The sequence below is a fragment of the Microlunatus aurantiacus genome (genome assembly GCF_039536605.1).
In the GTDB taxonomy this organism is placed as follows: domain Bacteria; phylum Actinomycetota; class Actinomycetes; order Propionibacteriales; family Propionibacteriaceae; genus Microlunatus; species Microlunatus aurantiacus.
Window position 1 is genome coordinate 256,521 of the sequence record NZ_BAAAYX010000013.1, and the last position, 14,397, is coordinate 270,917.

The following is a 14,397-nucleotide window of genomic DNA, read 5'->3' on the forward strand; positions in this document are numbered from 1 at the left end:
TCGCTGTTCGCTGCGCGCCAGGGGGATCTGTCTTCCCTTCGCGTTCGCAGACGAAAAGCGTGTCTGCTCACTTGTCGGTCCAGACAGATCCGGGCGCTCCGCTCTCGGTCGCTCGCGAGGGGACGCATGGTTAACGTAGTGAACGCCGAGCGCGTGAGTGTGCAGTACGGCACCCGGCTCGTGCTCGACGAGGTGAGTCTCGGCGTCGCGGCGAGCGACGTCATCGGGGTCGTGGGACGCAACGGTTCCGGTAAGACGACCCTGTTGCGGGTCCTGAACGGCATCGACGAGCCCGACTCCGGCCGGGTGGTGCGGACGGCGTCGGCCTCGATCGGCTACCTGCACCAGGCTGACGACTTCGCGCCGGAGGCGACCGTGCGGGACGTCATCGTGCACGGCGAGGCCGATCACGTGTGGGCCGCCGACTCCTGGACCCGGGCGCTGGTCGAGCACCTGCTCGGTGCCGTCGACCTGGACAGCCCGGTCGGTCAGCTGAGTGGCGGCGAGCGGCGCCGGACGGCCCTGGTCGCTCTGATGCTCGGCGGCCACGACCTGCTGGTGCTCGACGAGCCCACCAACCACCTGGACGTCGAGGCGGTGGACTGGCTGGCCAAGCACCTGCGCACCCTCCAGGACCGCGGCACGGCGATGCTCGTGGTCAGCCACGACCGGTGGTTCCTGGACGCCGTCTGCTCGCGGGTCTGGGAGGTCCACGACGGCGTGGTCGACGCGTACGACGGCGGCTACGCGGCGTACGTGCTCGCCCGGGCCGAGCGATCCCGCCAGGCGTCGCAGCTGGCCACCCGGCGCAAGAACCTGCTTCGCAAGGAACTGGCCTGGCTGCGCCGCGGCGCCCCGGCCCGCACCTCGAAGCCCAAGTTCCGGATCGACGCGGCCACGGTGCTGATCGAGGACGAGCCGCCACCGCGCGACCGGCTGGAGCTGGAACGGTTCTCCGTCACCCGGCTCGGCAAGGACGTGTTCGACCTGACCGACGTCACCGTGAGCATCCCGGGCCGGACCCTGATCTCCGACCTGTCCTGGTCGATCGGACCGGGTGACCGGATCGGTCTGATCGGCATCAACGGGGCCGGCAAGACGACCCTGCTCCGCCTGCTCACCGGGGACCTGGCGCCGGACTCCGGGCGGGTCAAGCGCGGCCGGACCATCGACATCGGGCACCTGTCCCAGGCCATGGGTGAGCTGCCCGCCGGGGAGCGGGTGCTGGACCTGGTGAGCCGCGAGCGACGCGTCACCCAGGTCGCGTCGGGCAAGGAGGTGACGGCCACCAGCCTGCTCGAGGACTTCGGCTTCACCGGCGAGCGCCTCACGACCCGGGTCGGCGACCTGTCCGGCGGCGAGCGGCGGCGGCTGCAGCTGCTGCGGCTGCTGATCGGCGAGCCCAACGTGCTGCTGCTCGACGAGCCGACCAACGACCTCGACATCGACACCTTGACCGTGGTGGAGGACTACCTCGACTCCTGGCCCGGCACCCTGATCGTGGTCAGCCACGACCGCTACTTCCTCGAGCGCGTGTGCGACGTCACGTACGCGCTGCTCGGCGACGGCAGCTGCGTGCTGCTGCCCGGCGGGGTCGACCAGTACCTGGACATCCGGCACGCCGCCGAGCGCACCGGCTCCGGCCCCGGGACGGTGAGCACCGGCGGCCAGGGCACAGCGGTCGCGGCTTCCGCCACCGACGGCCCCTCCCCGGCCGAGACCCGGCAGGCCCGCAAGGACCTGGCCCGGATCGAGAGCCAGCTGGCCAAGCTGGACCGTCGGGTCAAGAAGCTGCACGAGCAGATGGCCGAGACGGCCAGCGACTACGGCAAGCTGGCCGAGCTCCAGCAGCAGCTGACGGCAGCCACCACCGAGCAAGCCGGCCTGGAAGACGCCTGGCTGGCCTCCGCCGAAACCCTCGACTGACGGGTCACCCCCACCCCGACTTCTGCACCGCTATCGACATCCGACGTGGGTTCTGCTCCAAAACTTCTCGACCGCGACCCCGAGCAGCGCCAGGTAGGTTGGCGCCATGAGCGTGCTCACCGTCGACTCGTTGCTCACCGCCCTGCCCGAGGGCGTGATCGTGACGGATCCGGCTGTCCTGGAGAACTACCGCCGCGACTGGTCCCAGGACCCGAACGCCGGCACGCCGTCGGCGGTGGCCCGCCCCACCGACGCAGCTCAGGTGCAGACCATCGTCAGGTGGTGCGCGGAGAACCGTGTCGCCGTCGTGCCGCGCGGAGCCGGCACGAGCCTGTCCGGCGGCTCCTCGGCCGTCGACGGCGGCATCGTGCTGTCGCTGGAGCGGATGCGCGCCATCGAGATCGACACCACCACCCGGGTGGCGGTGGTCGAGCCCGGCGCCTTCAACGCCGAGGTCAAGACCGCGGCCGCAGCCCACGGCCTCTGGTATCCCCCGGACCCCTCCTCGTACGAGATCTGCTCGATCGGCGGCAACATCGCCACCAACGCGGGCGGTCTGTGCTGCGTGAAGTACGGCGTCACCACCGACTACGTGCTCGGACTGGACGTGGTGCTGGCCGACGGCGAGCTGATCACCCTCGGCGGCAAGCGGATCAAGGACGTCGCCGGGCTTTCCCTGCTCAAGCTGTTCGTGGGGTCGGAGGGGACGCTCGGCATCATCACGCGGGCCGTCCTCCGCCTGCTGCCGGCCCAGCCGCCCCGGGCGACCCTGGTGGCCACCTTCCCCGACCCCGAAGCGGCCGCTCGCGCCGTGGTCGCGCTCGGCATGGTGGCCCGCCCGTCGATGGTCGAGCTGATGGACAACGCGTCGATCAACATCGTCGAGGACTACCGCTCGATGGGGCTGGACCGGGCAGCCGGCGCACTGCTGCTGGTCCAGTCCGACGCGCCCGGGGTGGCCTGCTCCGCGGAGATCGCCCTGGCCGAGGAGGCCTGCCAGAGCAACGGGGCCACCGAGTGCTTCACCACCGACGACGCCGAGGAGGGCGAGATGTTCGCCGAGGCCCGGCGGATCTTCTTCCCGGCGGTCGAGGGTCGTGGCGCCCTGCTGCTGGAGGACGTGGGCGCCCCGGTCCCCGAGCTGCCGGCCCTGTTCGCCGGGATCGCCGCCATCGCCGCGCACCGACAGGTGGACATCCCGGTCGTCGCGCACGCCGGCGACGGCAACACCCACCCGACCATCGTGTTCGACCCGGCCGACACCGCCGCGCGGGAACGGGCCGCCCTCGCCTTCACCGAGATCATGGAGCTGGCCCTGTCCCTGGGCGGCACCATCACCGGCGAGCACGGGATCGGCCGGCTGAAGAAGGAGCTGCTGCCCACCCAGCTGGGGCCGCGGGTCACCCAGCTGAACCGGCAGGTGAAGCAGCTGCTCGACCCGGACGGCATCCTCAATCCGGGCGCCATCTACTAGCGGCTGACCTACGCCGCCTCGTTGAACATTCCGTCAGTCGACGGGATGTCGGCCCTTGGCGGGGGTACGGGCGTACCTGTGGCGTTGAACATTCCGTCAGTCGACGGAGAGTCGTGGCCGTGCGGGTGGATTTGCGCTAGATGCCGTCGACTGACGGAATGTTCGAGCAGCGAGACCACGTGGCCACAGAGCCCACGACCACACGCCTACCTGCGGTTTACCACCACGGTCGTCGCCACCAGGTCCTGCAGACCCCGTCGGTCGGGGCCGATGATCAAGGGCGGCAGCGCCAGGCAGATCAGCGCCTGCCGCAGGGCCGCCCTGGGGAAGCCGACCGGCTCGGTGTCCAGCCGGACGACAGCGATCCGGCAGATCAGCTGACCGAAGCTGCCGCTGGCCACGGTGACCAGCAGCGTGGTCTCGACGAAGAAGGTGGCCAGGATCATCCAGGCCTGCCAGCCGCTGCCGGTGACGACGACGGTGCCGAAGATCCCCACGGCCACGGCCATCGACGCCGCCCAGTCGACGATCAGCGCAGCCACCCGGGCCCGCCAGCCGGCCAGCGATCCCCGACCGGACTCGGGCAGACCGAGTCGTTGTCCCGGATAGGGCTCGGCCGGGACCTCCGGCGTTCCACGCGTGGCCACCCGGCGAGGCTACCCGCCCACGACCGTGGGGACCGTGCCGCCGAGATCGCGCACCGGGGGCTGTGATGTCCGCGGCACAAGGCTGAAACAGGCCGGACACGTGGGCTCAGTACGTTCGCCCGGTAACCCGCTGTCGAGGTTCCGCCGGGGCATCCCCACCCGCACGCCCCCGACTCCATCGGGCACGGTCTCATCACACCCCGGCCGGGCCCCGCACCCGAGGAGCACCCATGAGTGGAAGCGCCACCCGGCACGACGCCGTCGAGGCCGTCACGTCGTACGAGATCCCGCACAAGGACTTCGCCGAGCCGCTCGGCCAGCTGTTCGGCAAGAACGTGTTCGACCTGGCCCGGATGAAGAGCCGGCTGCCGAAGAACGTCTACACCTCGGTGCTGGCCACGATCGAGAAGGGTGCCCCGCTCGATCCGTCGATCGCCGACTCCGTCGCCTCGGCCATGCGGGACTGGGCGCTGGAGAACGGCGCCTCGCACTACGCGCACGTCTTCTACCCGCTGACCGGACTGACGGCGGAGAAGCACGACTCGTTCCTCGAGCCCGATGCGAACGGCAGCTCGCTGGCCCAGTTCACCGGCAAGACGCTGACTCAGGGCGAGCCGGACGGCTCGAGCTTCCCCAACGGCGGCATCCGCAGCACCTTCGAGGCCCGCGGCTACACCGCCTGGGACGTGACCAGCCCGGCGTACATCCTGGAGAACCCGAACGGGAACACCCTGTGCATCCCCACGGTGTTCATCTCCTGGACCGGCGAGGCGCTGGACAAGAAGACACCCCTGCTGCGGTCGCAGCAGGCGATGAGTGTGCAGGCCGCGCGGCTGCTGAAGCTGTTCGGCCACACCAACGTGGACACGGTGGTGTCCTACGCCGGCGCCGAGCAGGAGTACTTCCTGATCGACGAGCACTTCTACTACGCGCGCCCGGACCTGATGAGCGCCGGTCGGACGCTGTTCGGGGCCAAGCCGGCCAAGGGCCAGCAGTTCGATGATCACTACTTCGGCGCCATCCCAGAGCGGGTGCTGGCCTTCATGATCGAGGTCGACCGGGAGCTGTTCAAGCAGGGCATCCTGGCCAAGACCCGGCACAACGAGGTCGCCCCCGGTCAGTTCGAGATCGCCCCGCTGTTCGAGAAGTCCAACCTGGCCCATGATCACCAGCAGCTGATGATGACCACCCTGAAGAAGGTGGCCGAACGCTACGGGATGACTTGCCTGCTGCACGAGAAGCCCTTCAACGGGGTCAATGGCTCCGGCAAGCACGTCAACTTCTCGCTGGGCAACAGCAACCAGGGCAACCTGTTGAACCCCGGTGACACCCCGCACGAGAACGCGCAGTTCCTCACCTTCTGCGCCGCGATCATCCGCGGTGTCCACCTGTACGGCGGGCTGCTGCGTGCTGTGGTCGCGTCGGCCAGCAACGACTTCCGGCTCGGGGCCAACGAGGCGCCGCCGGCGATCATCTCGATCTTCCTGGGCGACCAGCTGATGGACGTGTACGACCAGATCGCCAAGGGCGGGGCGACCGGCTCCAAGAGCGGCGGCACCCTCGAGGTCGGTGTCGACACCCTGCCGAAGCTCAAGGCCGACCCGGGCGACCGCAACCGGACCAGCCCGTTCGCCTTCACCGGCAACCGGTTCGAGTTCCGCGCCCCCGGTTCGGGGCAGTCCATCTCCGGTCCGATGGTCGCGATCAACGCGATCCTGGCCGACTCCCTGGACTTCATCTCGACCCAGATCGAGGCGAAGCTCGCCGAGGGCACCGACTTCAACGACGCGGTTCAGACGGTCCTGCAGGGCATCGTCACCGACCACGGCGCGGTGATCTTCAACGGCGACGGCTACTCCCAGGCGTGGCAGGAGGAGGCGGCCCAGCGCGGGCTGAAGAACCTGCGCACCACCCCGGACGCGCTGCCCGAGCTCGCCGACCCGGCCGTGATCGCGATGCTCGACAAGTACAAGGTGCTCAGCCCGCGCGAGCTGAACAGCCGGTACGAGGTTTACCTCGAGCAGTACATCCTGAGCGTGCACGTCGAGGCGGTGGAGACCGCCCGGGTGGGCAAGACGGCGATCCTGCCGGCAGCGCTGCGCTACCAGGCGCTGCTCGCCGACAACGTCGCCAAGCTGACCGCCGTCGACGTCCCGGCCGACCGGACCATGCTCGACGCGGTGACCGCCGAGATCACCAAGCTGACCACCGGGATCGCCGCCCTCGAGACGGCTCTGGCGCACGAGGCCGGCGACTCCTCGTCGCTGGAGCACGCGACCCAGGCCAAGGACGAGCTGATCCCGCCGATGGCCGACGTCCGCGCCGCCGCCGACGGGCTGGAGGAGCTGGTGGCCGACGACCTGTGGCCGCTGCCGACGTACCAGGAGATGCTGCACATCCTCTGATCGGTCCGGCACCCCTCGTGGGGTGACCAGGTACGGGAGACGAGAACGGGTTTCCGCGAACAGCGCGTGTCACACCAGTGAAACAAACGCGCAACTCGACGGAAACCCGTTCTCCGTATCTTCGCTGGAGCCGAGGACGATAGGGTGGCGCGCGCCAGCGAGACCACACGCGTACCTGGTCGTACGGTTCCAGCCGCACCTCGGGTACACCCACGATCACCGGAGGACAGATGTTCCAAAGCGCCGACGAGCTGTTGGCCTACATCAAAGACGAGGGCGTCGAGATCGTCGACGTCCGCTTCTGCGACCTGCCCGGCATGATGCAGCACTTCACGGTCCCGGCGGGCTCGTTCGACATGAGCGTGTTCGAGGACGGTCTGGCGTTCGACGGATCGTCGATCCGCGGCTTCCAGAAGATCCACGAGTCCGACATGGCTCTGCTCCCGGACCCGACCACCGCGTACCTGGACCCCTTCCGCGCCGCCAAGACGCTGTGCCTCAACTTCTTCGTGCACGACCCGCTGACCAAGGAGCCCTACAGCCGCGACCCGCGCAACATCGCGCGCAAGGCGGAGAACTACCTGGCCTCCACGGGCATCGGCGACACCGCGTTCTTCGCCCCCGAGGCCGAGTTCTACGTCTTCGACGACGTGCGCTTCGAGACCAAGCAGAACACCGGCTCGTACGCCATCGACTCGGTGGCCGGAGCCTGGAACACCGGGCGGGTCGAGGAGGGTGGCAACCGCGGCTACAAGGTCAAGTACAAGGGTGGCTACTTCCCGGTTCCGCCGGTCGACCACTTCGCCGACCTGCGCGACGTGATGACGCTGAACCTGGAGGCCGCGGGCCTCATCGTCGAGCGGTCCCACCACGAGGTCGGCACCGCCGGCCAGGCGGAGATCAACTACCGGTTCAGCACCATGCTGAGCGCCGGCGACGACCTGCAGAAGTTCAAGTACATCATCAAGAACACCGCCTGGGCCGCCGGCAAGACGGCGACCTTCATGCCGAAGCCGATCTTCGGTGACAACGGCTCGGGCATGCACGTGCACTCCTCGCTGTGGAAGGGCGGCGACCCGCTGTTCTACGACGAGGCCGGCTACGGCGGTCTGTCCGACCTGGCCCGCTGGTACATCGGCGGCATCCTGGCCCACGCCCCGGCGCTGCTCGCGTTCACCAACCCCAGCGTGAACTCGTTCCACCGCCTGGTGCCGGGCTTCGAGGCGCCGGTCAACCTGGTCTACAGCTCGCGCAACCGCTCGGCGGCCATGCGGATCCCGATCACCGGGACCAACCCGAAGGCGAAGCGGGTCGAGTTCCGTTGCCCGGACCCGTCGTCCAACCCGTACCTGGCGTTCGCGGCCCTGCTGCTCGCCGGTCTGGACGGCATCCAGAACAAGACCGAGCCGCCGGCCCCGATCGACAAGGACCTCTACGAGCTGCCGCCGGAGGAGCACGCCAACGTGCCCACCGTCCCCGACAGCCTCGGTGGCGCCCTCGATGCCCTCGAGGCCGACCACGAGTTCCTGCTGCAGGGCGACGTCTTCACGCCCGACCTGATCGAGACCTGGGTCGAGCTGAAGCGGGCCGACATCGACGCGGTCCGGCTCCGTCCGACGCCGCACGAGTTCGAGATGTACTACGACTGCTGAGGAACTGAGCACAGCTCTCGAGTGATCGTCCGGAAGCCCCGAGTCCTGAGACTCGGGGCTTTCGTGACAAACGGGGGGCTCAAACCGCCGAACCGGCGCGACACGCCGGGTCGAGCACACTGAGCCGCAGGTCTGTCACGCCGTGACCACCCCGGCTCGCTCGACCAGCCGTTCTCGAGCCACGCCGACCCGCAGCGCGTCGGTCAGCCGGGCGCGAACGGGTTCGGTCAGCCGGTTCCCGCCGAACAGCCTGTAGGTCTGCCGGTACAGCTCGTCGGTGCCGATGCCCATCGCCTGACCGGCCACGTACGCCATCGCGTTGACGATCTCCAGCAGCGCGATGTCGGTCAACGGTCGTGCCTTCGCCTCGGGGGAGACCCGGAAGCCCGTCCAGTCCCGCGGGTCGCGGGCGGCCGGCCAGCAGAAGCCGTCCTCGCGGTCGCGGCGCACGTCCTCGGGGATCAGCGCCCGCAGCTGGGTCAGCCGGTGGTCGACGAGCCGGGTGCGCCCGTACGCCTTGACCAGCCGACGGCCCAGTCGCTCGACGCTGATCGGGCCGGACTCCTCGACGATCCGACGCATCACGTCGACCACCTCGCGGCGGGCCCGGGGATCGTGGTCCAGCCGCTCCAGCACCGAGGAGGGAAAGGGACCGAGATCGCTCTCGGCGTACGGCTCCAGATCGGGAGGCGTCGCGTCCGGTTCCTCCGTGCTGCCGACCGGCTCGGCGGTCGTGTCGCCGTGGTCGTCGTCTGGCTCCCGTGCTGTCACGTCCGGTTCCGGGTCCTCGGGCTCCGACTTGCGATCCGAGGGTTCGGCCGGCCCCTCCCCCGGCTGCTCGTACGTCTGCCAGGACGTCGACGCCGTCACCTCGCCGACCTGCCGGGGTGCCTCCACCGAGGCGTACGCCCGCTGCACCAGCTCCCGGACGACACCCTCGGGGTCCGACAACCAGGCCGGCAGCCAGACCCGGGCGACAGCGGGCCAGCCCATGATCGCCGAGAGCACGCTGACCGGGGCGCCGTCGCGGTCGCCGGTGGTCGAGCGCGCGGCCCAGACCGGCCCGTCCAGCAGCACGGCCAGGGTGGGGGTGTCGCCTCGGCCGGGCGCGGCAACCGCGAGGTCGATGCGGAACTCCGACAGACCGACCTCGGTCTGGACCACGCACCCCGCCTCCCGCAGGGCCGAGGCGACCTGCTCGGCGTGCCGGTCGATCGCCACCTCACTGCGCACCCGCGGCGCCACGCCGTACTTGGCCTGCTCCAGGTAGGCCCGCAGATGGCGGATGCCGACCGAGGAGGTCTGGTCGGCCCGCACGTCCTCGGGTTCGAAGGAGCAGAACACCATGACGCGTCGGCGGGCCCGGGTGACGGCCACGTTCAGCCGCCGCTCGCCGCCGGAGCGGTTCAACGGCCCGAAGTTCAACGGCAGCACGCCGTTCGCGTCCACCGAGAAGCCGGTGGAGAAGATGATCACGTCCCGCTCGTCGCCCTGGACGTTCTCCAGGTTCTTCACGAACAGGCCGTCGTCCTTGCTGGCCAGGGACTCCCGCAGACCCTCGAGCTCGCTGTCCCACAGCATCGACTCGATCAGGGCGCGCTGCTGGATGTTGAACGTGACGACGCCGATCGAGCGCTCCCGCTGACGCCAGCGTCGCAGCACCTCGTCCACCACCGCGGCGGCCTCTGCCGGGTTGGTCCGCAGCAGGCCCTTCTCCGTCCCGCGGGTCCCGCTGCGCAGGAACGTGCCGTCCACACGGGTGAAGCTGACTCCGGTGTCGTACAGCTGGCCGGGGAAGGCGGGGAACGACGACAGCCGGTCCTCGTAGTACTGCGCGTTCGAGAAGCTGATCAGGCTCTCGTCGCGGCTGCGGTAGTGCCAGGACAACCACAACCGCGGCAGCCCCGCCTGCACGCACTCCGACAGGACGCTCTCCTCGTCCGGCACCACGACGAAGTCTCCGTGCTCGAGGTCCTCGCCCTCGTCGGCACCGGGCTGGCCGAAGCTGTACGGCGGCATCTGCTGGGAGTCGCCGGCCACCACGCACGCGGCGGCGCGACCGAGCGCGCCGATGGCATCCGGCACCGTGATCTGGGAGGCCTCGTCGAAGACGACGAGATCGAACTCCATCGCCTCGGGAGCGATGAACCGGGCCAGGGAGTCCGGACTGACCAGCACGCACGGGGTGATGGTGGCGATCACCTCGCCGTAGGTGCTGATCAGCGACCGCACGCTGAGCCCACCCCGACTGCGCCCGACCTCACGCTCCAGGGCGGCGACCCGGGCGAACACCGTGCCGGTGCCGAACGGGCGGGCGGCGATCAGGGCCGCCGGGAGCACCGAGACCGACGCCGCACGAACGGCCTCGGCCGCCCCGAGGAACCGGGCGACGAAGCGGTCCTGGCCGGCGCCGTCGAAGGTGGTGAACCCGCCGTCGTCCCAGCGTTCGATCAGGGCGGCTTCGGCCATCCCCCGCTCCAGGGCGGCCACCGCTTCGGTGCCGGGCACGACCCCGCTGAGCAGCTGCCAGCGCGCCTCCGGCAGCTCGGCGGCCAGCGGCTCGACCGCCGTTGCCGCCCGGAGCCAGCGCCGCAGCGCGGCTCCGTGCGGACCGTCAGATCGCCGGAGGTCGGTCCCGTCCCGCCAGGCGCCCAGCAGCCCGGCCGCACCGTACGCCTGCTGATCCGACGTGCGGCTGCGGCTCACGGCGAACACCGCCTGCAGCCGTGTCAGCGCCTCGGCGAGCGCGGCGGCCGGCGCGTCACCCAGCTCGGGTTCACGACGGCGTACGGCGATCGTCTCGGCCGCAGTCCGGGCGCCGAGCCGGCCGAGCGCGGCCAGGTGCCCGTCGACGACCCTCAGGGCGTCCGCGAGCTGCTCCGTGCCCGACCCGCTCAGCAGGTTGAGCCCGGACGACAGCCCGCTCAACCCCGGCAGTGCCTGCCAGCCCGCCATCATGGCACGGTGCTGGTCGGCCAGCCCGGCGAGGGCGTCGACGCGGGCGGTCAGCTCCTTCGGCGGGACACCGCGGCCGGGCCGCAGGTGGACCAGCACCGGCGCGGCCGCGGTCAGCAGCCGTCCCTTGCGGCCGAGGAAGAACGAGTGCTCCGCGACGCGCAGATCCTGCCGGACGGCACCCAGGTCGACGCCGAGGACCTCCGGGGCGAAGTCGGTCAGGTCGGGGGACGACGCCCGCCGCAGCGTCTCGGTGCGCCGGGTCAGCTCGGCCCGGGCCGCCGACCACCGGGCGCTGCTGAGCTCGGCGAGCTCGTGACCGTCCAGCGGCGCTGACAGCAACCCGACCAGGTCCTGCAGCTCGTCCCCGGTGGCCGCCCGCTCCAGCAGGCCGGCCGCTCCCGGTGTCAGCTGCGCGACCGCGGACGTCGCGTCGGCGGCGGCGGTGTCGGCCGCCGGCAGCAGCGCGAACACCGAGGCCGCGTCCACCGGCGCCTCTCCCGGACCGACGAAGCCCCAGGCCCGGGCGACATCCGGATCGAGTCCGCCGAGGTCGTCCGCGGCTCCGGCCACCAGCCGTCGGAGCCCGTCGAGGTCGAGACCCGCCGATGGTCCGAGCAGCCGCGGGTCCGTGCTCAGCACCCCGGGGGGGATGGTCAGTGAGGGGCCCGGTCCGCGGGCCAGCGTGGTCGCCCGTGCGCTCCACAGCGACAACCCGGCACGGTTCGGCCGGTGCAGCCGATCGGCGTAGCCGCGCAGGGCCGACGCCGACCCCTCGACCTCGCCCAGGGCCGCGCGGTAACCGTCGTCGTCGGGGTGGGCGCGCTGGGCCAGGGCGGTGCGGAGCCGGGCCCGCACCTCGGCCGGCCGGGCGTTGTGGTCGTGGAGGTCGAGGGCGAACGGCAGCAGCCCGATCTCCCCGAGGCGGTGCCGCACCACGTCGAGCGCGGCACCCTTCTCGGCCACGAACAGGACCCGACGACCCTGGGCCAGCTGGTCGGCCAGGATGTTGGTGATCGTCTGCGACTTCCCCGTGCCGGGCGGGCCTTCCAGCACGAAGCTGTGTCCGTCCCTCGCGGCCGCGATCGCCTGGGCCTGGGCGCCGTCGGCCGGGATCGGGGCGGTGGCCACGACGGCATCCAGGGCGGCCCCGGACGCTGGGTCGGCCCCTGGTGGCGACGAGAACGACGTCCCGGCGATGTCGGTGACCTTGCCGTCCAGGAGCTGGCGGACCAGCGGCCGCTGCACGAACCGCGGCCAGTGCTCGTCCAGGTCCCGCCAGAGCAGGAAACCGGTGAAGCCGCCGATGATCAGCCGCGCCTCGCTCTCGACCCGGAACGACAGCCCGGACGCGGCGATCGCCTCCCGGAACCGCCGGACGACAGCCTCGACGTCAACCCCCTCGCCGTCGGCGCGGACGGGCAGGTCGTCCAGGCCGGGCACGGCGAAACCGAACTCGACCCGCAGCTTCTCCAGCAGCGAGAGGTTCACCGTGACGCCACCGGAGGGATCCGCCGCGAGCCGGTAGGGCATCACCACGCCTTTGATGTCGACCGGCAGCAGCAGCAGCGGCGCGGCGAGGCTGCGGTCCCCCAGCTGCCAGTCCAGGCGGCCGAGGGCCAGCATCAGGGGGTTCGCGCCGGTCTCCTCCCTCCCGGTCCGGGCGCGGTACCGCAACCGGGCGAACGCCCGGTCGTGCTCGTCGCGGCCGTGACCGGAGTAGATCGTCCCCTTGCTCACCAGCATCGCGCGCTGCACGTCGGCCGGCAGCGCGTACGCATCCCGCGCCCCCTCACTGACCACGGCACCGGTGAGGTCGTCGACGGCCCGCACCGAGATGGTCCGGCCGTCCTGCAGCTGGTCGGCCAGCACCCCCAGGTGCTCGGGCGGCAGCAGCAGCGGCACCTGCGTCATCGGCTGACGCAGGTTCAGCAGCTTGTTGCGCAGCGTGAGGTCCAGCAGGGCGTTCTTCCAGGCCTGAACCCGCGGCGGCGCCGGTTCGCCCGGCGAGCGCGCCGACCGGGATGCGGTCGGCGATCCGGCGGGCGCGCTCGGCCCGGGAGGGATGGCCACCTCCACCGCCGGTACGTACTCGACCACCTCGACGGCCCCGTCGGGCCGCTCGCGTCGGGCCGGCAGCGGAAAGACCCGCAGCATCCGGGCCATGCCGATGTCGACCACGCCGAGCAGCTCGGCCGTGCCGCCGAGGAAGTAGGCGTCCCGGGGCGCCTGCCGGGCCCGGCGGACGAGATCGCGGGGCGGCCGACGCTCGCGGGTCACCAGCGTGGTCTCCAGGACGCCCATCAGCTCCAGGTCGACAGCGTTCGCAGGGACCGCGATCTGGGTGCTGGCCGCGTCCGGCAGTCCCCGCTCCGGCTCCCGCCAGTAGCCCAGGAACGCGTGGCCGGCGGCGATCCAGAGCACCGGGGTGATGCCCACGTGCTCGAGGGCCGAGGCGAGCAGCAGCGTGGTGTCCAAGCAGGTGCCGAGCCGATCGGTGAGCACGTCACCGGGCGTGCGCACCTTCTGGCCGTAACCCCAGCTGGCCGGAGGTTGCGCGTAGAAGATGTCCCGGTCGTGCACGGCGGTGAACACGGCGGCGACGATCTGGTCGTTCCGGTCACCGGTGGCGTGGCTGACCGCCAGGGCCCCGCTGCCGGTGGCCTGCTCCAGGATCTGGGCGGCCTCGGAGACCAGGGCCGGCAGGGCCGGGTGGTTGGGCTGGACGAACGCTGCCAGCATCTCCAGCGACAGCACCGGCGCACCCGGGTCCAGCGCCCACTGCCGGGCCGCCTGCACCCGGATCGGGTGGGTGGTGACGCCCAGCGACTCGCCGCCGTCGGCGACCTGCACGTCGACGACGATCTCGGCCCCGGTCTCTTCCTCCACCGAGGAGAGGTACGCCGGATCGAGACGGAGCGCCGGGGAGTCGACGACCAGAGGGTGCCCGGCCTCGAGCCGCTCCACCGGGTGCTGCCAGGGGCGACTCAGCACGACACCGAAGGTGTCGACGACCCGGGCCCGGATCACCAGACCGGTCGGCGCCGGCGCCGTCCCGGTGGCGCCCGTCCCGCCCCAGGAGACGACGAGGCGGTGCAGGAACGGCAGTCCGTTGTGCGCCATCGCGTGGTTGACCACGGGTGCGCTGAGCACCTCGATGATCAGGTCGGTCGGCACCCGGCCACCCTAGTGTCCGGAGGGGACGCCGCCGGGTGACCGGGCCCCGCCGGTGCGGCCCTCGGGGGCGCCCGAGGTCCTCGATGCGACGGGCTCCCGACCACAAGCACTAGCCTGAGCGCGTGCGGTCGACCCCTCTCCCTCCGCGACCCGTCGACACG

At 71.2% G+C, this 14,397-nt stretch carries 6 protein-coding genes; 4 read left to right on the plus strand and 2 right to left on the minus strand.

The features are described from left to right. The first annotated feature begins 126 nt into the window (after nucleotides 1-126). Nucleotides 127-1,926 carry an ABC-F family ATP-binding cassette domain-containing protein gene (locus tag ABD714_RS15080; RefSeq protein ID WP_344813203.1) on the plus strand — a complete coding sequence of 600 codons (1,800 nt, stop codon included), beginning with the start codon at nucleotides 127-129 and terminating at the stop codon, nucleotides 1,924-1,926. A 106-nt stretch (nucleotides 1,927-2,032) separates the two neighbouring features. After that, entirely contained in the window at nucleotides 2,033-3,400 is a 1,368-nt protein-coding gene (locus tag ABD714_RS15085; protein WP_344813204.1) for an FAD-binding oxidoreductase, read from the plus strand. Nucleotides 3,401-3,606: 206 nt separating this feature from the next. Here the strand turns inward: ABD714_RS15085 and ABD714_RS15090 are convergent, their stop codons facing one another. After that, complete coding sequence (locus ABD714_RS15090; RefSeq protein WP_344813205.1) at nucleotides 3,607-4,047, minus strand: RDD family protein; 441 nt, start codon at nucleotides 4,045-4,047, stop codon at nucleotides 3,607-3,609. 230 nt (nucleotides 4,048-4,277) lie between these two features. On the opposite strand from ABD714_RS15090, the gene ABD714_RS15095 reads away from it, so the two are divergent. Next, the gene (locus tag ABD714_RS15095; protein WP_344813206.1) at nucleotides 4,278-6,452 is read left to right on the plus strand and encodes a glutamine synthetase III family protein; all 2,175 of its coding nucleotides are present in this window, start codon (nucleotides 4,278-4,280) and stop codon (nucleotides 6,450-6,452) included. Nucleotides 6,453-6,682: 230 nt separating this feature from the next. Further along, the gene (gene glnA / locus ABD714_RS15100) at nucleotides 6,683-8,104 is read left to right on the plus strand and encodes a type I glutamate--ammonia ligase (RefSeq protein WP_344813207.1); all 1,422 of its coding nucleotides are present in this window, start codon (nucleotides 6,683-6,685) and stop codon (nucleotides 8,102-8,104) included. A 135-nt stretch (nucleotides 8,105-8,239) separates the two neighbouring features. Here the strand turns inward: glnA and ABD714_RS15105 are convergent, their stop codons facing one another. Then, on the minus strand, nucleotides 8,240-14,236 hold the full coding sequence (locus ABD714_RS15105) for a DUF4011 domain-containing protein (protein ID WP_344813208.1): 5,997 nt from the start codon (nucleotides 14,234-14,236) through the stop codon (nucleotides 8,240-8,242). Between the last annotated feature and the right edge of the window lie 161 nt (nucleotides 14,237-14,397).